General features: G+C 40.1%; 17 protein-coding genes. 13 read left to right on the top strand and 4 right to left on the bottom strand.

Annotated features, from left to right (window positions below):
- The first annotated feature begins 12 nt into the window (after positions 1 to 12).
- The 5 genes from HMPREF0693_RS13975 to ilvN all read left to right on the top strand — a co-directional run bounded on the left by HMPREF0693_RS13975 (position 13) and on the right by ilvN (position 4,076).
- Entirely contained in the window at positions 13 to 864 is an 852-nt protein-coding gene (locus tag HMPREF0693_RS13975) for a MurR/RpiR family transcriptional regulator (RefSeq protein ID WP_004246144.1), read from the top strand.
- Positions 864 to 1,652, top strand: coding sequence for a sulfite exporter TauE/SafE family protein (locus HMPREF0693_RS13970; protein WP_004246143.1), 789 nt, complete (start codon positions 864 to 866; stop codon positions 1,650 to 1,652). The genes HMPREF0693_RS13975 and HMPREF0693_RS13970 overlap by 1 nt, the downstream gene beginning before the upstream one ends.
- A gap of 235 nt (positions 1,653 to 1,887) precedes the next feature.
- A complete protein-coding gene (gene ivbL / locus HMPREF0693_RS18650; protein WP_004249539.1) occupies positions 1,888 to 1,986 on the top strand; it encodes an ilvB operon leader peptide IvbL in 99 nt (32 codons plus the stop codon).
- Between the two features lie 107 nt (positions 1,987 to 2,093).
- Entirely contained in the window at positions 2,094 to 3,788 is a 1,695-nt protein-coding gene (gene ilvB, locus HMPREF0693_RS13965) for an acetolactate synthase large subunit (protein WP_004246142.1), read from the top strand.
- Positions 3,789 to 3,791: 3 nt separating this feature from the next.
- Complete coding sequence (gene ilvN / locus HMPREF0693_RS13960; RefSeq protein ID WP_004246140.1) at positions 3,792 to 4,076, top strand: acetolactate synthase small subunit; 285 nt, start codon at positions 3,792 to 3,794, stop codon at positions 4,074 to 4,076.
- Between the two features lie 54 nt (positions 4,077 to 4,130).
- Here ilvN and HMPREF0693_RS13955 read toward each other — a convergent pair whose 3' ends face one another.
- Both HMPREF0693_RS13955 and HMPREF0693_RS13950 read right to left on the bottom strand, forming a co-directional pair.
- The gene (locus tag HMPREF0693_RS13955; protein ID WP_017827617.1) at positions 4,131 to 5,027 is read right to left on the bottom strand and encodes a cation diffusion facilitator family transporter; all 897 of its coding nucleotides are present in this window, start codon (positions 5,025 to 5,027) and stop codon (positions 4,131 to 4,133) included.
- Positions 5,028 to 5,103: 76 nt separating this feature from the next.
- Positions 5,104 to 5,682: a helix-turn-helix domain-containing protein gene (locus tag HMPREF0693_RS13950; protein ID WP_004246138.1), complete on the bottom strand. Its 579-nt coding sequence runs from the start codon at positions 5,680 to 5,682 to the stop codon at positions 5,104 to 5,106.
- Positions 5,683 to 5,920: 238 nt separating this feature from the next.
- On the opposite strand from HMPREF0693_RS13950, the gene HMPREF0693_RS13945 reads away from it, so the two are divergent.
- The 5 genes from HMPREF0693_RS13945 to HMPREF0693_RS13925 all read left to right on the top strand — a co-directional run bounded on the left by HMPREF0693_RS13945 (position 5,921) and on the right by HMPREF0693_RS13925 (position 12,738).
- Positions 5,921 to 7,108 (top strand): MFS transporter, encoded by a 1,188-nt coding sequence (locus HMPREF0693_RS13945; RefSeq protein WP_004246137.1) that lies wholly within the window; start codon positions 5,921 to 5,923, stop codon positions 7,106 to 7,108.
- A gap of 770 nt (positions 7,109 to 7,878) precedes the next feature.
- Positions 7,879 to 9,225: an NCS2 family permease gene (locus HMPREF0693_RS13940; protein ID WP_004246136.1), complete on the top strand. Its 1,347-nt coding sequence runs from the start codon at positions 7,879 to 7,881 to the stop codon at positions 9,223 to 9,225.
- 127 nt (positions 9,226 to 9,352) lie between these two features.
- The gene (locus HMPREF0693_RS13935) at positions 9,353 to 9,856 is read left to right on the top strand and encodes a GNAT family N-acetyltransferase (protein WP_004246135.1); all 504 of its coding nucleotides are present in this window, start codon (positions 9,353 to 9,355) and stop codon (positions 9,854 to 9,856) included.
- Between the two features lie 357 nt (positions 9,857 to 10,213).
- Complete coding sequence (locus tag HMPREF0693_RS13930; RefSeq protein ID WP_004246134.1) at positions 10,214 to 11,863, top strand: Na+/H+ antiporter; 1,650 nt, start codon at positions 10,214 to 10,216, stop codon at positions 11,861 to 11,863.
- Between the two features lie 2 nt (positions 11,864 to 11,865).
- Entirely contained in the window at positions 11,866 to 12,738 is an 873-nt protein-coding gene (locus tag HMPREF0693_RS13925; protein WP_004246133.1) for a carboxylate/amino acid/amine transporter, read from the top strand.
- On the opposite strand, the gene metR is transcribed toward HMPREF0693_RS13925, so the two are convergent.
- Positions 12,653 to 13,606 carry an HTH-type transcriptional regulator MetR gene (gene metR / locus HMPREF0693_RS13920; protein ID WP_004246132.1) on the bottom strand — a complete coding sequence of 318 codons (954 nt, stop codon included), beginning with the start codon at positions 13,604 to 13,606 and terminating at the stop codon, positions 12,653 to 12,655. The two genes, HMPREF0693_RS13925 and metR, sit on opposite strands and share 86 nt — an antisense overlap.
- A 107-nt stretch (positions 13,607 to 13,713) precedes the next feature.
- Here metR and metE point away from each other — a divergent pair, with 107 nt between their 5' ends.
- Together metE and HMPREF0693_RS13910 are read left to right on the top strand one after the other, a co-directional pair.
- A complete protein-coding gene (gene metE, locus HMPREF0693_RS13915; protein ID WP_004246131.1) occupies positions 13,714 to 15,987 on the top strand; it encodes a 5-methyltetrahydropteroyltriglutamate--homocysteine S-methyltransferase in 2,274 nt (757 codons plus the stop codon).
- A gap of 168 nt (positions 15,988 to 16,155) precedes the next feature.
- Complete coding sequence (locus tag HMPREF0693_RS13910) at positions 16,156 to 16,983, top strand: hypothetical protein (RefSeq protein ID WP_004246130.1); 828 nt, start codon at positions 16,156 to 16,158, stop codon at positions 16,981 to 16,983.
- 104 nt (positions 16,984 to 17,087) lie between these two features.
- On the opposite strand, the gene HMPREF0693_RS13905 is transcribed toward HMPREF0693_RS13910, so the two are convergent.
- Positions 17,088 to 17,480 (bottom strand): YidB family protein, encoded by a 393-nt coding sequence (locus HMPREF0693_RS13905; RefSeq protein ID WP_004246129.1) that lies wholly within the window; start codon positions 17,478 to 17,480, stop codon positions 17,088 to 17,090.
- Positions 17,481 to 17,822: 342 nt separating this feature from the next.
- On the opposite strand from HMPREF0693_RS13905, the gene udp reads away from it, so the two are divergent.
- Entirely contained in the window at positions 17,823 to 18,581 is a 759-nt protein-coding gene (gene udp, locus HMPREF0693_RS13900; RefSeq protein ID WP_004246127.1) for a uridine phosphorylase, read from the top strand.
- Positions 18,582 to 18,680: the final 99 nt, after the last annotated feature.

The raw sequence follows: 18,680 nt of genomic DNA, 5'->3' as shown, positions 1-18,680 counted from the left end.
AAGGATAATAGAATGTCAACACTGACTAAGAAACTTGAAAATTTGCGCTTACAAGGCAAAGGGACAGAGCAACGTCTCGCCCACTATTTATTAGAAAATAGCGATAATATTGCCAGTATGAATGCCGCAGAATTGGCACAAAAAGCCGGTGTCAGTAGTGCTTCTGTTATCCGTTTTTCCCGCCAAATGGGGTATGGCGGTTATCCTGAGTTTAAAATTGATTATCTCTCAGAGGAAAAACAACAAAAAAGCAGTAGTGATATTCTTTATGCCAATTTAGCCAAAACAGACTCGACTGAGCAGATTATTGCTAAAACAGGACATCTATTTACTACCGCCATTCAGGATTCGATAGCGTTACTGGATGCAGCGACGATAGATCTACTCGCTGAGAAAATGATCAGCGCTAAACGGATCGTTTTATTTGGTGTGGGCGCATCTGCGATCGTTGCGAGCGATATCTTCCATAAACTGATCCGAGTGAATAAAAACACCTTATTTAGTGCAGATCTCCATGCGCAACTTGCTTATTCAGCGAATTTATCCGCGGATGATTTGGCTATTGCTGTTACTGCAAGAGGTAATACTGCGGATATTAATCGAATGCTGAAAGCGGCAAAACAAGAAGGCTGTATCACAGTGGCTTTAACACGTTTTGGGCAAGATGAAGCTACGCGCTTAGCGAATTACACATTACCTTATTTTTATGATGAGCAACATTCACAATTGGGGGTGATCACACCGCAAGTATTGCAAATGGTCGCTTTTGATGTGCTGTTTTTTAAATATATGACACTGGCAAAAGGCTCAGCGGAAAAAGCGCTATTAAAAGGGCGACAAGCTGTAATGCAAGGAAATCAATAATGTTATTTATCACCATATTAGCTGTTGGTGCGGCGATTGGCTTAATTATTAGCACAACGGGGGTAGGTGGTGGTGTTATTGTTTTACCTATATTAACGTATTTCTTTGGTATGAATGCATTAATGGCGGTGGCAACCGCAAATTTACTTTCAATGTTGATGAAAGTGACATCCTCATATATGCATTTCCGTTTGGGGAATATTCCCTTTAAACGAGCCATGATAGTCCTTGCCATTATGTTGCCAAGTACTTTTTTAGCGAGTTTACTCGTCAATTATTTAGGTTCATTAACGCAATATCAGCAGCAAGTTGAGTGGGGGATTAATGCGCTGGTGGTGGCTGCCATTATTTTTTCTCTCTTTTTGTTTATTCAAAGAATGTTTTTCTCTTCACCTGTGATAGCTAAACAGATAACCCCATTAGCGCCTCTTAATATTAAGGCACTGTTATTGCCGGCGATTGCAGCAGGTGTTGTTTTAGGTGCCACAGGGGTCGGTGGTGGTGTGGTGGTGTTACCTTTATTATTGCGTTACGCCAATCTATCGATAAAACAAGCGATAGGTACTTCGATTTTTACGACCACCCTATTATCAGGCTCTTCTGCATTAGCTTATATGCAAGATGGTCATACCGATATTCATTTAGCATTGCTGCTGTTTCTTGGCTCTTTGATCTCCATTCCTCTATCAAAATGGCTATTAATTAAAATGCCGGATAGGGTATTTCAGTATGCAACGTTGTTTTTAATTTTATGCAGCGCTTTCATGATGTTGGCGAGATTGTTTTAACTGATAGCCATACTATGGCATTGCGTCGATTCTTTATTCTTGGTTGGTGTTTTTTTCTAGTTTTTTATGCTGTTACAACACGGAGTTACTACTTGGATTAACAAGTGATCTAGCTCTCGTTTTGAGCGGTGATAAAAAATAAACTGAAAAAAAAGGTTGTTAATTTATAGAAGTTATGTTTTTTTAGATACAGATAACAGACAAACACATCATTACATTAATTGATAGGTAACCCATGATCATCACTACTCTACTACAAACTCTACGACTAACAGCGCACATCGCGGCTGTGGTTGTTGTGCGTGTGGTGGTGGTCGTCGGCAAAGCGCCGTAACGGGTCCGAATCAACACAGTTTCGCAACCCCGCCGGCGTATTAACCGGGCGGGGTTTTTCATATCTACCGCCCATAAAGTCCGGCTTAGTAAAAAGGACACAGAACAATGGGTGCTCAACAAGATAATGCCACAGGAAAAACCTTCACTGGTGCGCAATTAATTGTTTATTTACTGGAACGGCAAGGTATCACTACGGTTGCGGGGATCCCCGGCGGAGCCGCTCTTCCTTTGTATGATGCATTAAGCCAAAGTCAGTCTATTCGCCATATTTTGACACGTCATGAACAAGGGGCGGGTTTTATTGCCCAAGGTATGGCTAGAGCAAATGGTCAGCCTGCGGTGTGTATTGCCTCAAGTGGACCGGGGGCGACAAACTTAGTTACAGCCATTGCTGATGCAAAATTAGACTCAATTCCTTTGGTTTGCATTACGGGGCAAGTCTCTTCTGCCATGATTGGGACTGATGCGTTTCAAGAAGTTGATACCTATGGGATGTCTATTCCTATTACCAAACACAACTATTTAGTCCGCGATATCGCACAGTTGCCGGAAATTATCTGTGATGCGTTTCGTTTGGCAATGTCAGGTCGCCCTGGACCTGTATGGGTTGATGTACCTAAAGATATTCAACAAGCGACTATCACCTTAGATAAATTGCCACCGATACCACAAAAAGATGCAGCTCCAGCCTTTAATACCGATTTGGTGATCCAAGCCGCGCAAATGATTAACCAAGCGAAAAATCCTGTGCTTTATTTAGGGGGCGGTATTATTAGCTCTGAAGCGTGTAAAGAAGCGATTGAATTGGCGGAGAAAAATAGCCTACCCACCACGATGACGTTAATGGGATTAGGTTTAATGCCACCAACACACCCGCTATATTTAGGGATGTTAGGTATGCATGCGGCACGGAGTACCAACTTTATTTTAGAAGAAGCCGATCTGCTGATCGTATTGGGGGCGCGATTTGATGATAGGGCAATTGGTAAAGCAGAAAAATTTTGCCCCAATGCGAAGATCATTCATGTTGATATTGATAGGGCAGAGATAAGTAAGATCAAACGTCCTGATATTGCCATTCATGCAGATGCTAAAGCGGTGCTGTCGCTGTTATTACCTTTAATTAATATTAATCAGCGCAACGAATGGATAGATAGAGTCAATACCTTAAAACAAGAATATCCCTTAGAAATGAAAAACTCACACAATATTCTTAGCGGTTACGGCATCGTACTTGCTGCGGCAAATTGTGTTGATGATGAAGCGATTATTACCACCGATGTAGGGCAGCATCAGATGTGGGTTGCTCAAGCTTATCCACTGAATCGACCGCGCCAATGGTTAACATCAGGAGGCTTGGGGACGATGGGATTTGGGTTGCCGGCAGCGATAGGGGCCGCATTGGCAGAGCCAAATAAAAAGATCCTCTGTTTTTCAGGGGATGGTAGCATCATGATGAATATTCAGGAGTTAGCAACAGCCGCTGAGCATCAGTTAGATGTAAAGATTATTTTGATAAATAATCAAGCATTAGGGTTAGTACACCAACAACAAACACTCTTTTTTGATGAGCGTATTTATGCCGCAGCCTACCCTTATCAAACGGATTTTATTCGTATTGCTCAAGGATTTGGGTTGGATACTTGTGATTTAAATCAAGAAGCAGATCCTCAGGCGGCGCTACAAGCGGCAATTGCTAAACCTGGGCCTTGTTTAATTCATGCCATGATTGATATTAACGAAAAAGTATTTCCAATGGTTCCGCCGGGGGCGGCAAATATCGAGATGATAGGAGCTTAATTTATGTCACTACAATCACAACCTATCGCACTAGAACTTATTGTTCGTAACCATCCCGGTGTGATGACCCATATTTGTGGGCTATTTGCGCGTCGTGCATTTAACGTCGATGGTATTTTATGTTTACCAATGAAAAACAGCGATAAAAGTCGTATTTGGTTATTAGTACAAAAAGATGAGCGTTTAATGCAGATGGTGAGTCAAGTGGAAAAACTTGAGGACGTAAAAGAAGTGCGTTTTAGTGATGATCTGCGCGTTTTTGAACAGATGGAAAGTTATTTAAATTAATTGCACTGTTTGTTCTGGCTCTTTTTAGGTACGAGAGAGCCAGAACCTAAATATCTAATGATGATTATCTTCCAGATGTTGTTTATCCTCACTTTCCATCTGTAAGGTAATATGATTGATATGAAATTGTTCACGTAGTTGCTTATCAATAGTAAGGCGTAATGCTTCACTATCTACATTGGGTTGATAGACAATATGACCACTGAGGATCAACTTGCTTTGCGTCAGTGCCCATAAATGTAAATCATGGGAGCTAGCCACCCCTGCGGTATTATTAATGGTGTCTGTTACCTCAGTTAAATTAATGCCTTTAGGCACGCCTTCTAATAAAATATTCAGGCACTCTTTTAATAAGATCCACGTGCGCGGAAAGACCATAAAGCCGATTAATACCGCAATAATAGAATCAACTAATTGCCAACCGGTTAGCCAAATAATTACCGCCCCAATAATGACGCCCACTGAGCCTAACATATCCGCCCACACTTCAAGATAAGCCCCTTTAACGTTTAAGCTTTCATCTTTTGCACTGGTGAGCATTTTCATTGAGATAAAATTAATGATAAGCCCTGCGATTGCCACAACAAGCATACCCATAGACTGAATGTCAGGAGGGGAAGAGAGTCGTTGATAAGCCTCATAAAGAATATAAAAAGCCACCGCCATTAAGATCAGTGCATTCATCGCAGCAGCCAATATTTCAAAACGAGCATAGCCATAAGTTCTGAATAGATCTGCTGCTTTTCTACCTGCGTGGATCGCGATAAGAGCAAGTAAGAGTGCAAATGCATCTGTCATCATATGCATTGCATCAGAAATCAAGGCTAAACTTTCTGTTAAGTAGCCACCAATAAACTCAATCACCATAAAAGAGCCTGTTAATGCAAAAGCAATTAACAGACGTGATTCAGGTAGCGCTTTGACATCACCGTGCTCGTGGCCTGCACTCATGCTATTTATCCCCGCCATTATTAATAATACTTAGAATAATAGTTTAAATGGCGGTGAAATATAATGGGTATTTGTCTTAAGGACGATGATGATAGTGTTGTTGATTGGGGCTAGACATGATAACTGATGCACGCATATGGCCTTCCACACAAATATAAGAGTGTGGCGCATTACCATGAAAGGCATAAAAATCGCCGGTTTCTAATAATACGGTTTCATCGTTAGCAAAACGCATCATCAGTTTGCCAGAATAGACCATAATATGCTCTTGGGTGCCGTCGGCATGGGCTGGGCTATTAATAATTGCCCCGTGCTTCATCTCAATATGCCAAATTTCAGTAATATTGCCGATGCCAATACGGAATTTAAATTCTTGTGCATAGTCGCCAACGATAGGCTTATGTCGCTCTAAGCGAGGATATTCTTCGCGGGTAAAACTAAATAAATCACCTAATGGAAATCCAAGGGCTATCGCGATAGCTTCTAAGGTATCGATGCGAGGATTAGAATCGCCAGACTCTAATTTGGACAATGCCGCTTTAGATATGCCTGATTTTCTTGATAACTCATTAAGTGACAAGTTTCGAGATTGTCTTAACTGCTTAACCTTATTACCAAGGTATTCGTTTGTCTTTTTCGGTGATTGTGGGTTCATTGCCAATTCAAAATATTGTCAGTTTAAAAGTATAATTTCCTGTAGATGATAACATCAATTCTTCACAGACGGGAAAAGCACAGACTATTTAGACAATATTTTGTGAACAGGGTGCGCGTATCAGGCGATATTTTAAAGCATGTTTATCTATTTCTTATCCCCTATAATAAGGCAATATTTTCCATTCATTCAATATTCACTATGATGAGGTTTCTACAGCGTGTAGAAACAAAATAATATGTTGCAACAAAATTATCGTCAGTCCGAGCTTTTTGCTATTACTACTATTACAGTCAGTATTGCGGTGATAGGGATTGTTATTGGATTAACTATTCCGATGGTGGCTTTACGGCTAAACTTGGCGGGGATCAGTGAATCTATTATTGGTCTGATTTCAGCCGCACCTGCGATGGGAATGTTAATCATCTCACCCTTTGCACGCTATATTGTGCAATGGCTTGGTAAACGTTTAGCGATGTTATTAGCAACGATTATATCAGCCATTAGTCTATTGCCTTTAATGGGGAGTTTGCCATTAGAATTCCTGTTCCCATTACGACTAATCACCGGGATTGCCAGTGGTGTGATGATCTGTTTGGGGGAGACATGGATCAATGAACTTGTACCGGATAATAAGCGAGGTCGTATTTTAGCGATTTATACGACCGTGTTTACTATCAGCCAGTTGCTAGGCCCTTCAATTATTGCGTTATATGGCGTTGCTGATAAAACACCGATCTTAATCAGCGTACTGCTTCATATTATCTCTATCGTGCTATTTTTAATGATGGATCAGAAAGTGGGCGATAAATTAGCTAAAGACTCAGAAGAGTCGCACTTTTCTATTCTTCGTTTTATTAAAGTGGCGCCTGCGATATGTGGTGGCATTATCTTTTTTGCATTTTTTGATGGCACAGTGTTGTCTATGTTCCCTATTTATGGGCTAAGTGTTGGTCATAGTGAAGCGATTGCTGCCATGATGATCAGTGCTATTTTGGCGGGAGATGCCATAATGCAAATGCCATTTGGTTGGCTTGCTGATCATATGAATAGAACACGGCTATACCGAATTTGTGGAGTCATTACATTATTAGCAAGCTTATTATTACCCATTGCTATGCCACATACTTTAGTTATTTGGCCACTATTATTAGTGCTTGGTGCAACGGCGGGAGCCATTTATACCATTGCATTGGTACAAATTGGGCAATACTTTTCAGGAAATGATCTGATGATAGCAAATGCTTCAGCGGCGATGTTATGGGGCATTGGTAATCTTTCTGGTCCCATTTTAGCCGGTGCTATGTCTGAAATCTCCCCATCTGCGTTACCTTTTTTATTGGTGGTTATGACGGGATTATTTTTAGTTTCGACGATGGATCGCTTTAACTTGCATGTCGACACTCTAAATCGTCATACATCATAATTGCATGCTCTTTTTTACCTTATTGTAGGTAAAAGAGGGCGCTATTTTCATTAAATTAGACAATAATTTCCTGCTGTTTTATCACCCATTCAATTATTTTTTCTTTTATTATCTTTATTTTAATAATCAATGTAATACATACTATTCAAAGGTTTTTATTGGTGATTTATTAAGAATAATCCAGAAATAATAAAATGAAATAAGAAAGATTTGCTAAATGGCACTATTTTCATCTAGTTTTATCACAAGGAGGTGTGTGTTTTTCAAGCAGAGTGTGATGAATACTGAGTCAATATTATCGCCAAACAAGGGAAGATGCTGTTAAAACAGTAAGTTCAAAAATGATAAAAACATAAGAAATATTTAATTAATATTTATAGTATCAAACCAAGCATTATTAATATAAACATCAATGATATTAATAAAAACAGTTGATTATAAGTACGCTTCACCTTTTAGGGTGATTGCGTTGCTAAAACAGTTTAACCAGAGGAGAAATATATCACTATTCTCCTCTTTTCTTTTTTCTGCGAACACTAGAATGTCTTTTTATGACATTTTTGCTAAAAAAGTATTTTTTTTCTTGATTCTTACCCTAAAAGCACCAGATAATCGTTTGCGTCAAATTCTCTCACTCTATCCACATTAATAAACAAACGTTTGCTTTTTCACTCCTCTGATGATTTTTTTACCATTGGAGGTGATAATAATTTTAGACGTAATCGTTTTCGTTGGGGAGGGTGAACTGTTTTTTATGTCAGAGGAATGTAATGTCTGCTAATCAATCAGCAACCACAGGTAAACTGGATAATTATTTTAAGCTTACCGCCCGGGGCACTACGGTTCGTAAAGAGATGATCGCCGGTTTAACAACCTTTTTGGCGATGGTCTATTCCGTTATTGTCGTACCCAGTATGCTAGGGCAAGCGGGGTTCCCCCACACGGCGGTATTTATCGCAACCTGTTTAGTGGCAGGATTTGGTTCTCTGTTAATGGGATTGTGGGCAAATCTACCTATGGCGATTGGTTGTGCCATTTCATTAACGGCGTTTACCGCCTTTAGTTTGGTACTTGGTCAACATATCTCTGTACCTGTTGCTTTGGGGGCGGTGTTTTTGATGGGGTGCCTATTTACCCTATTTTCTTTAACAGGGATCAGAACGTGGATCTTAAAAAATATTCCGATTGGTATCGCTCATGGCGCCGGTATTGGTATCGGGCTATTTTTACTTTTGATCGCAGCCAATAGTGTTGGGTTAGTGGTGAAAAATCCATTAGCCGGATTACCTGTTGCGATGGGAGAATTTACTTCTTTTTCAGTATTAATGTCATTGGCCGGTCTTGCTGCTATTTTTGGTCTAGAAAAACGTAAAGTTCCCGGTGGTGTGTTATTAGTCATTATTGCGATTTCGATTATTGGATTGATTTTTGATCCTAACGTGAAATACCAAGGGTTCTTTAAAATGCCACAATTAGGCGAAGAGGGCCTTGCACTATTATTTGCCATGGATATTAAAGGCGCATTACAACCACTTGTTTTACCTAGTGTATTAGCTTTAGTGATGACGGCTATTTTTGATGCGACAGGAACCATTCGCGCAGTGGCGGGACAAGCTAATTTACTTGATAAACGAGGACAAATTATCAATGGTGGTAAAGCGTTAACTTCTGATTCCGTGAGCAGTATATTTGCTGGGGCAATTGGTGCAGCACCTGCAGCAGTATATGTTGAGTCTGCAGCGGGTACTGCAGCTGGTGGTAAAACAGGGCTCACTGCAACTGTGGTCGGTATTCTCTTTTTATTGATCCTCTTTTTATCACCACTATCTTATTTAGTTCCCCCCTATGCGACAGCCCCTGCATTAATGTATGTGGGTTTATTGATGTTAGGTAATGTCACTAAGTTAGATTTCAGTGATTTTGTCGATGCGATGTCAGGTATGGTGTGCGCGGTATTTATCGTATTAACGTGTAATATTGTTACAGGCATTATGTTGGGTTTTGGCTGTTTAGTGATTGGCCGTATTTTTGCCGGTGAGTGGCGTAAACTTAATATTGGTACAGTTCTAATTGCTATTGCTTTAGTGGCATTTTATGCCGGACACTGGGCAATTTAATTAAAATCATCAGGTTTAAACATAAAAAGCGGAATATATTTTTATTCCGCTTTTTTGCTATTTATTTATCTAGTTTTATTCGCTATTGTCGAGGTTAAGACTCATTGTTAATTTTTTGGTAAAATAAATGCATCAGATAGAAATACGACATGGTGAGCCTGAAGATGCTATAGCAATACAGCAATTGTATACACATCCAGACTTATATATTTGTACTTGTCAGTTCCCTTATCCATCAGTCACTATGTGGAAAAAAAGGCTAATTGAATTTTCTGAACAAAATATTCCACATTTTGTTGCTTCTTTTGACGGTCAAATCGCAGGTCATTTGGCGTTGATCATCGACAATCATCCTCGTCGTCGGCATATCGTCAGCTTTGGTATTGGTGTTGGTGCTGAGTTTTCAGGAAAAGGTATAGGTAAAGCACTCATTAATACGGCAATTGATTATGCTTTTAATTGGTTGGCTGCAACACGTATCGAGCTAGAAGTTTATGCTGATAATGAAAGAGGACTTCATTTGTATAAAAAATTAGGTTTTGAAGTGGAAGGCATTCGTCGTAATGCAGCCTTCAGAGAAGGTAAATATTGTGATGTTGTGATGATGGCTCAGCTAAAAAATATCGAATAACTCTGTGGGGGCTTGACGCTGTTTTCATTTTTCAATGATAGAGCCTATTTTACTTTTTGATCCTCTTAAGAGTATGACTAGAACAGAAAACAGCAATAACAGCATACTTTTTCTCTTTCTGATGCCGTTAATAGATAACACTATGCATTAATATGTTAGCTTTTTTGTAAGATACGATTAATCTTAATTTTATATCATTCTTCATTAGTCGATGTGGGTTCAGTTTAAAATAGGAAAGGTAAAGATAGGCATGGTAGATAAACTTTTATGATGCGTTTCTTTATCATTCAGCAAGGGTTCTTTTCATATCAGGAAAGATGGCAGATTCTTAGATAAAAATAAGCATGTAAGGGTAGCATGGAAATTTTCTTTACTATTTTAATTTTAATATTGGTAGTTTCTGTTTCAGGTGTCATTACCAAAGTTATTCCTTTTCGCATTCCATTACCATTAATCCAGATTGTGATCGGGGCACTTTTGGCTTGGCCTCAGTTTGGTTTACATGTCACCTTTGATCCTGAACTCTTCTTAGTTTTACTGATCCCTCCTTTACTTTTTGTTGATGGATGGAAAACCCCCACACGTGAATTTATCCAAAATGGTCGAGAGATCTTTATCCTTGTGCTGGTTTTGGTAATGGTGACAGTAGTAGGTATTGGTTACCTTATTTACTGGATAATGCCTAGTATTCCACTTATTTCTGCTTTCGCGCTCGCCGCGGTTCTCTCGCCAACTGATGCGGTGGCATTATCCTCCATTGTCGGTAAGGGGCGAATACCGAAGCGGATCATGGGGGTTTTAGAAGGCGAAGCCTTAATGAATGATGCTTCGGGTCTGGTGGCGCTAAAATTTGCCGTTGCTGTGGCTATGGGCACGATGATATTTACCGTGGGTGGCGCAACCTTTGAGTTTTTTAAAGTGGCAATAGGCGGTTTATTAGCGGGTATTGCGGTAACGTTAGTCTATAGTAAATCACTGCGATTGATGAGCCGTTGGAGTGGTGATGATCCTGCCACTCAAATTGTCTTTATGCTGCTGTTGCCTTTTGCTTCTTATTTGATTGCTGAACATATTGGCTTTTCCGGGATCCTTGCTGCCGTGGCCGCAGGTATGACTATCAGTAAATCAGGTGTGATCCGCAATGCACCATTGGCGATGCGCTTGCGTGCAGATAGTGTCTGGTCAATGTTAGAGTTTGTCTTTAACGGACTGGTCTTTATTATGCTGGGTTTACAGCTTCCTGTTATTTGGACAAGCTCGGTTATTCAAGCTGATCTCGATCCTGAAGTTGAAGTATGGATGCTGTTTGCCGCCGTCTTTGTTATCTATTTTGCGTTACTGATTTTACGTTTTACATGGTTATGGCTAATGAAGAAAATCAGCCATCTCTTTATGAAAAAACATCCCCTTGATTTCGCCACTTATACGACGAGAGAATTATGGCTATCTTCTTTTGCCGGGGTACGTGGTGCTATCACCTTAGCCGGTGCGCTCTCTATACCGCTATTTTTAACTGATGGCAGTACTTTCCCTGGGCGCTATCAGATAATCTTTATTGCGGCAGGGGTGATCCTGTTATCCATTTTGGTCGGTATTATTTCATTACCTTTCTTACTAAAAGGGATTAAAGCTACCGATAAAGAAGCGGATAAAAATGAAGTACGTTATGCCAAGAAAGTCATGGCAGAAGTCGCTATTGTTAGCCTCAATAAGATGGAAGAGCGTTTAGCTGCAAGTACAGAAGAGCAACTAGATGCGGAAGAAATTAATGAAGTAGCTTCTCGAGTTGCCGGTTATTTAAGACGACGTACCGCGGATCAGGACGAGATGATGCACAATATGTTGGTGGAAGATTTGGAAAGACGTTTTCGCCTAACGGCATTGCGTGCAGAGCGTGGTGAGCTTTATCACTTACGTGCAACGCGTAAAATTAGTAACGAAACACTACAACTTTTGCTTCATGAATTAGATTTAATGGAAGCGCTGTTAGTTGAGAAAGACAGTTAATTATGTGGCTACTGGTTATTACAACGTTGTTATGGGCGGCTTCTTTTAGTCTGATTGGTGAATATCTCGCAGGTCAGGTTGATAGTTGGATCTCAGTATTGATTAGAGTGGTGTTAGCTGCCATCGTCTTTTTGCCTTTCCTACGTTGGAAAGGCATTCGCCTTAAAGTGATTTTATTGTATATGGGAGTAGGCGCATGCCAATTGGGTATTATGTACCTGTTTGTGTTCCACGCTTATAACTATTTAACCGTAGCTGAGTTTTTACTCTTTACTGTATTAACACCACTTTATGTCACCTTAATTTATGATCTACTTGAAAGACAACGTTTACGTTGGGGCTATGCCTTTAGCGCACTACTGGCGGTATTAGGGGCGGCCATTATTCGTTATGATCATCTTAGTGATGACTTCTGGCTGGGATTATTATTGGTTCAGTTAGCCAATATTTTCTTCGCCATAGGACAGGTAGGCTATAAACGATTAATGGAAATGCATCCACTTCCTCAACATCACGCATTCTCTTGGTTTTATATCGGGGCGGTGGTGGTTGTGTTAGTCGGCTCGTTATGTTTTGCCGATTGGCAAAAAATGCCAACCACATCGTTACAGTGGGGGGTATTGCTTTGGTTAGGTATTGGCGCTTCTGGAATAGGCTATTTTATGTGGAACTATGGGGCGACACAGGTAGATGCTGGAACCCTTGCGATTATGAATAATATGATGGTTCCAGCGGGATTATTAGTGAACTTCTCTATTTGGCAACAGCATCCTAATTGGCCAAGTTTCATCATAGGCGCGAGCCTGATTGTTGCATCACTTTGGTTCCATCGGCGTTGGATACACCAACCTGTTTTACAAAAGGCAGATGATTAACGGCATGTTGGCCTGCTAAGCGTATAAACTCTCGTATTGCCGGTTGATGTTGCTCACCTGTACGGTTAGCTGCATATAGCCGGCTCCATAATCCTTCTCCTAAGGTCTTTGTGACCACTAATCCTTGTTTTTCAAAATTCTCTACGGCCCAGTGCGGCAGTGCCGCTATACCCATTCCTGCTGCCACCATTTGAATAAGAAGTAAGGTGTTATCTACATGTTTAAAATGTGGCGTGATCCCTGCGGGCTGTAAAAAATGACGCCAAATATCAAAACGCTCTCTTTGGACGGGATAGATAAACAGTGTTTCTGAGATCAAATCTTGTGGTTGAATATGTAAGCGATTAGCCAGCGGGTGATCAGGAGATAACACAAGCTTAACTTCATAATCAAACAACGCAGTATAGTGCAGGCGTTGGTTATCCAAGATATCAGAAGTGAGTACGACATCTAATTCTCGTTGTAATAAAGCCGGTTGTGGATCAAAAGTGACACCTGAATGAAAGTCGACATTCACATCCGGCCATGTTTGGCGATATTGCTGTAATGCGGGCGTTAACCATTGAATACAGCTATGGCATTCAATAGCAATATTTAAATGAGCATTACCCGGCTCATTACACTCTTCTATCGCTCGGCGCACAATGGGTAGGACTTCTTGCGCTAATCTTAATAACACTTCGCCTTGTGGTGTAAATCGTAGTGGTTGGCTTTTACGGACAAAAATACGATAACCAAGACGATGCTCTAATTCACTAAACTGGTGAGAGAGCGCGGATTGTGTTTGATGTAACTGATTTGCCGCATTGGCAAGAGATCCTGTTTGCTTAAGTGCCAATATCGTTTTTAAGTGTTTTATTTCTATCATGAGAAACCTTCAGGTTGTGAATGAAAAATTTGCGCTTGTGGTTTATACACTACCTGTAGATTATGGATGTGTAAACATCTAGACGGCTAAAAACAGGATTTTTTATTATGACAATTCGCAATCACACATTAGGTTTCCCACGTATTGGCTTAAATAGAGAGCTAAAAAAGGCACAAGAGAGCTATTGGGCTGGTGATCTTTCTCAGGCAGAACTTCTGGCAGTTGGTAAAGAATTACGCGCTCGTCATTGGCAACAGCAAGCTAATGCAGGAGTCGAATTATTACCCGTTGGCGATTTTGCTTGGTACGACCAAGTCTTGGGTACTAGTCTCCTATTAGGCAATATACCGCCACGCCATCGTAATGAAGATGGTCGCCTAGATCTTGATACTCTATTTCGAGTGGCGAGAGGCAGAGCACCAACGGGTAAACCTGCGGCCGCCTCAGAAATGACAAAATGGTTTAATACTAACTATCACTATATCGTGCCAGAATTTCAGCAAGGACAATCATTTACACTGGCGTGGCAACAGCTACTGGATGAAGTCGATGAGGCTTTAGCATTAGGCCATAATGTGAAACCGGTACTTTTGGGGCCGATCACCTACTTATGGTTAGGAAAAGTTAAAGGACCTGAGTTTGATAGATTGTCACTGTTAGACGCTATTTTACCTGTTTATCAGCAAGTATTGAGTCAGTTACAGCAAAAAGGTATCGAATGGGTACAAATTGATGAGCCTGCACTGGTACTTGATTTACCCATTGAGTGGCAAAATGCTTATCAAGTTGCTTATCAAGCATTGACTGGACAGGTTAAACTATTATTGACTACCTATTTTGATGGTATTACTCATCATCTTGATATTATTAAAAACTTACCGGTAAATGGACTACATATTGATCTATGTGCAGGACAGGACGCATTGCAAGTTATACACCAAGCATTGCCTAAAGACTGGGTGTTATCGTTAGGGGTCATTAATGGTCGCAACGTCTGGAAAGCGGATCTAACTACCCGTTATCAACAAGTAGTTGCATTAAAAGGTAAGCGTCCATTATGGATTGGCACATCATGCTCTTTGTTGCATAGTCCAATTGATTTAAGTGCGGAGACTAAGCTTGATGATGAAGTGAAAAGCTGGTTTGCCTTTGCGGTGCAAAAATGTGCAGAAGTGGCGTTACTCGCAAAAGCATTAAATGCACCAGAAGGTGAATATGACGAACAACTTGCCCAATACAGTGCCCCCATTCGTCAACGTGAACACTCTAGTCGTGTACATAATGCAAAAGTGGCCGCACGCTTGCAGGCGATTAATGCACAAGACAGTGAGAGAACATCGCCTTATCAACAACGAGCTAAAGTGCAACGCGCTCGGTTTAATCTCCCTCTGTGGCCAACGACAACCATAGGTTCATTCCCACAAACTACCGAGATCCGCACAGTACGTTTAGACTTTAAAAAAGGGCGTATTGATACCACTGCTTATCGCACTAATATTAGCGAGCATATTAAGCAAGCCATAGATGAACAAGAGCGCTTAGGGCTTGATGTGTTGGTTCATGGTGAAGCTGAGCGTAATGACATGGTTGAATATTTTGGCGAGCATTTTGAAGGTTATGTCTTTACTCAAAATGGCTGGGTACAAAGCTACGGCTCCCGCTGCGTAAAACCGCCGGTGATCATTGGTGATATTAGTCGTCCTGCACCGATTACGGTAGATTGGGCGACTTATGCTCAATCATTAACCGATAAGCCTGTTAAGGGTATGTTAACTGGGCCGGTGACTATTTTATGTTGGTCTTTCCCGCGTGAGGATGTCAGCCGTGAAACTATCGCTAAACAAATTGCGTTAGCGTTACGTGATGAGGTGGATGATTTACAAAAAGCCGGTATCGGTATTATTCAGATAGATGAGCCTGCATTACGCGAAGGATTACCGTTACGTCGTGATGAGTGGCAAGCATACCTAGATTGGGCTGTTGATGCCTTTAAGCTCAGTGCAGCTATCGCTGATGATGAGACACAAATTCATACACATATGTGTTATTGCGAGTTTAATGACATTATGGAGGCGATTGCTGCATTGGATGCGGATGTGATCACCATTGAAACATCACGCTCAGATATGGAGTTATTAGAAGCCTTTGAACATTTTGATTATCCAAATGAAATTGGTCCTGGGGTATACGATATTCATTCGCCTAATGTACCGAATGTAGAATGGATTGTAGGGTTGTTAAGAAAAGCGCAATCGCGTATCCCTGCGGAACGTTTATGGGTAAATCCAGATTGTGGTTTAAAAACGCGGGGGTGGAGTGAAACCCGTGCAGCATTGGCAAATATGGTTGAAGCGGCTAAATATTTACGCCAGAACGTATAATAATATTTAAATAATATATTTTAGTAGCCTGTTATTTTGATGTTATCAATATAATAGGCTATTTTTTTCTTATTAATCAAAAATGTTTATTAATAGGTAAATAAAAATAAGAGATAATCTTATTATTGATATTTTTTAATATTGCTATACTGCACAAAACTTAATTTTATGGATATAGATATTGTGCAAAATGGTATTCACCTGTCAGAAAAAATATTAAATGCATTTCCTACTCGAGCCTTAACATTATCTCCATTAAAAGGGGATGGCGGTTTATTCCGTACCTTATTTTTAGTGATTGCAATGTTAGGGATGACAGTATTTAGTGCTTATCAAATTCCTAATATTGTTTATGATTATCAAATTAGTAAAAACCCCGTATTTATTGATGCCGATGTTGATGGCTCTTGCCGTTCAAAACTATTTGTTTTAACCAATTGTAGTGTTGACTTACGCTATAAAGGTAACGAGGTTTCACGAAATTTTACTTTTCTTGATTTTGGCAATAAAGATATATTGGTTGAGCCAGTAGCAGATGAAAACGATCTGACTAAAATGACCGTCGATGTGGCAATTGATAATATTTGGTTACGCTTAATTAGTGCATTAGTTTTTACTGCATTATTTGCTTTTTGCGTGATCTTTTTCATTTATCGTCAAATGATCAGCAATAAAGTCAAAAAAGCATTGCTTTCAGTAGGCACCAAACCTTTAAAATTAACGGCTATCCCTGCTAAGGTCGTTGTGAGTAATAAACAATTTATTGCTACCTATAAAACCAATGTTGCCGGAAAAGAGACTTCAATTACTTATTCAGGTAATAAGAAAACGCCACCCATTACATTAGAAATGGAAGGCAAAACTTATGTTTTGGCGGTGTACGAGCCACAACAAAATATTCCTTATGTATTAGATGTTCCTTTAGCTCGAATTCAAGCAACAGAAGAAGAAAAACAACGTTTTCATGAGGCATTAATAGAGGAAGGTATTCTCTAATTACGCTTTAATGCAGTGATGAGAGCGATTGATTATAGAAAACAAGATGGCTATTGCGCTTGATTGGTTAAGAAACAATAGCGCCATAGCCATCATTCAATTTATTAGCCACCAAAGATTTTTGCTTTAAGCATATCCATACCGGCGCTCATTAAATCTAACTCTTTGGGGATAACACCTTCTGGCGTGAGTTTATCAACCAATTTGGGCAAATATTGTGCAGCCATATCAGAGGCTTCAGCGGTATTCATATTGATCTTTGCAGCCAATTCATTAATCACTGGCGATGAAAAAACTTGTACGATTTGCTCGGCATTAATAGGTAAATTACTGCCTGTGCTAATCCAAGATTGGATCAGTTCACTTAATCCTGCGCTATTAAACTGTTTAACCAAGCCTTCAATTCCCCCTTGGGTTTCTACCCATTCGAGTACTGTTTTGAATTGATTAATTTTCTCACCGCCCAACAGGCTTGCGATTTGGTTAAATAAGCTCATGCTTGCTCCAATAACTATCAACGCATTATTACGTTATATTGAGATGTTAATTTTAAAGGCGAGTAGTGTACGTGAAGTTAGTATCTTCATCTATACTCAAGTGATATTTATCCGACTAAGCAAGAATAGAATGCAGGATTTTATTACGCCAAAGCGATATTGATAATGCCGCCACGGCGTCACTATTTGACATTGTTATTTGTGATAACTATCACGTTTTTATGAAATTGTTACTTTTTTTATTACCTGACAGGTGACGTCAATCACTAAAAAGGTCTAAAAAACTGATAAAGTAACACTTAATTTAATGAACATTGGTTTTGTCCCATTGAGGAGTCCGATATGTCTGATGTATTTCACTTAGGTTTAACCAAAAATGACCTACAGGGTGCCACTTTAGCAATTGTTCCAGGTGATCCTAAGCGTGTTGAAAAAATTGCCAAATTAATGGATAACCCAGTTCATCTGGCCTCTTTACGTGAGTACACCTCATGGCGTGGTGAAATTGATGGAAAAGCAGTGATCGTTTGTTCTACAGGGATCGGTGGTCCATCAACCTCAATTGCAGTGGAAGAATTAGCACAATTAGGTATTCGTACTTTCTTACGTATTGGTACAACGGGCGCTATTCAAGAGCACATCAATGTTGGTGACATCTTAGTAACCACAGCAGCGGTTCGTTTAGATGGTGCAAGTTTGCACTTTGCACCAATGGAATTCCCTGCAGTGTCTGACTTTGAATGTATGAATGCACTGTATAAAGCGGCTAAAGACAATGGTTCAACGGTTCACGTTGGTGTTACAGCCTCTTCTGATACCTTCTACCCAGGCCAAGAGCGTTACGACACCTATACTGGTCGAGTCGTTCGTCGTTTTAAAGGCTCTATGAAAGAGTGGCAAGAAATGGGTGTGATGAACTATGAAATGGAATCCGCTACATTATTAACCATGTGTGCAAGCCAAGGCTTACGTGCAGGTATGGTTGCAGGCGTTATTGTTAACCGTACTCAACAAGAGATCCCCGATGCTGAATTACTGAAGAAAACTGAAAATAATGCATTAGGTATCGTGATTGAAGCTGCTCGCACTTTAATGAAATAAGTTTTCTAAATGAAATACTAAAGCCTTTAATACATTGGTGTATTAAAGGCTTTTTTTGTGCGGTAATTCATCATGTTAATATGTCAACCGTTATAGATT

This window comes from Proteus mirabilis ATCC 29906, from assembly GCF_000160755.1.
Lineage (GTDB): Bacteria > Pseudomonadota > Gammaproteobacteria > Enterobacterales > Enterobacteriaceae > Proteus > Proteus mirabilis.
The sequence above is the reverse complement of the archived record's forward strand: the minus strand, read 5'-3'. Positions and strand labels throughout refer to the sequence as shown.

Bases quoted from the DNA above. Each gene is read 5' to 3' on its own strand.
- HMPREF0693_RS13975 (WP_004246144.1), top strand. From the start codon at position 13: ATGTCAACACTGACTAAGAAACTTGAAAATTTGCGCTTACAAGGCAAA.
- HMPREF0693_RS13945 (WP_004246137.1), top strand. From the start codon at position 5,921: ATGTTGCAACAAAATTATCGTCAGTCCGAGCTTTTTGCTATTACTACT.
- metE (WP_004246131.1), top strand. From the start codon at position 13,714: ATGACAATTCGCAATCACACATTAGGTTTCCCACGTATTGGCTTAAAT.
- HMPREF0693_RS13935 (WP_004246135.1), top strand. From the start codon at position 9,353: ATGCATCAGATAGAAATACGACATGGTGAGCCTGAAGATGCTATAGCA.
- HMPREF0693_RS13930 (WP_004246134.1), top strand. From the start codon at position 10,214: ATGGAAATTTTCTTTACTATTTTAATTTTAATATTGGTAGTTTCTGTT.
- HMPREF0693_RS13940 (WP_004246136.1), top strand. From the start codon at position 7,879: ATGTCTGCTAATCAATCAGCAACCACAGGTAAACTGGATAATTATTTT.
- HMPREF0693_RS13925 (WP_004246133.1), top strand. From the start codon at position 11,866: ATGTGGCTACTGGTTATTACAACGTTGTTATGGGCGGCTTCTTTTAGT.
- HMPREF0693_RS13905 (WP_004246129.1), bottom strand. From the start codon at position 17,480: ATGAGCTTATTTAACCAAATCGCAAGCCTGTTGGGCGGTGAGAAAATT.
- HMPREF0693_RS13950 (WP_004246138.1), bottom strand. From the start codon at position 5,682: ATGAACCCACAATCACCGAAAAAGACAAACGAATACCTTGGTAATAAG.
- HMPREF0693_RS13910 (WP_004246130.1), top strand. From the start codon at position 16,156: ATGGATATAGATATTGTGCAAAATGGTATTCACCTGTCAGAAAAAATA.
- ilvN (WP_004246140.1), top strand. From the start codon at position 3,792: ATGTCACTACAATCACAACCTATCGCACTAGAACTTATTGTTCGTAAC.
- HMPREF0693_RS13970 (WP_004246143.1), top strand. From the start codon at position 864: ATGTTATTTATCACCATATTAGCTGTTGGTGCGGCGATTGGCTTAATT.
- ivbL (WP_004249539.1), top strand. From the start codon at position 1,888: ATGATCATCACTACTCTACTACAAACTCTACGACTAACAGCGCACATC.
- udp (WP_004246127.1), top strand. From the start codon at position 17,823: ATGTCTGATGTATTTCACTTAGGTTTAACCAAAAATGACCTACAGGGT.
- ilvB (WP_004246142.1), top strand. From the start codon at position 2,094: ATGGGTGCTCAACAAGATAATGCCACAGGAAAAACCTTCACTGGTGCG.
- metR (WP_004246132.1), bottom strand. From the start codon at position 13,606: ATGATAGAAATAAAACACTTAAAAACGATATTGGCACTTAAGCAAACA.
- HMPREF0693_RS13955 (WP_017827617.1), bottom strand. From the start codon at position 5,027: ATGAGTGCAGGCCACGAGCACGGTGATGTCAAAGCGCTACCTGAATCA.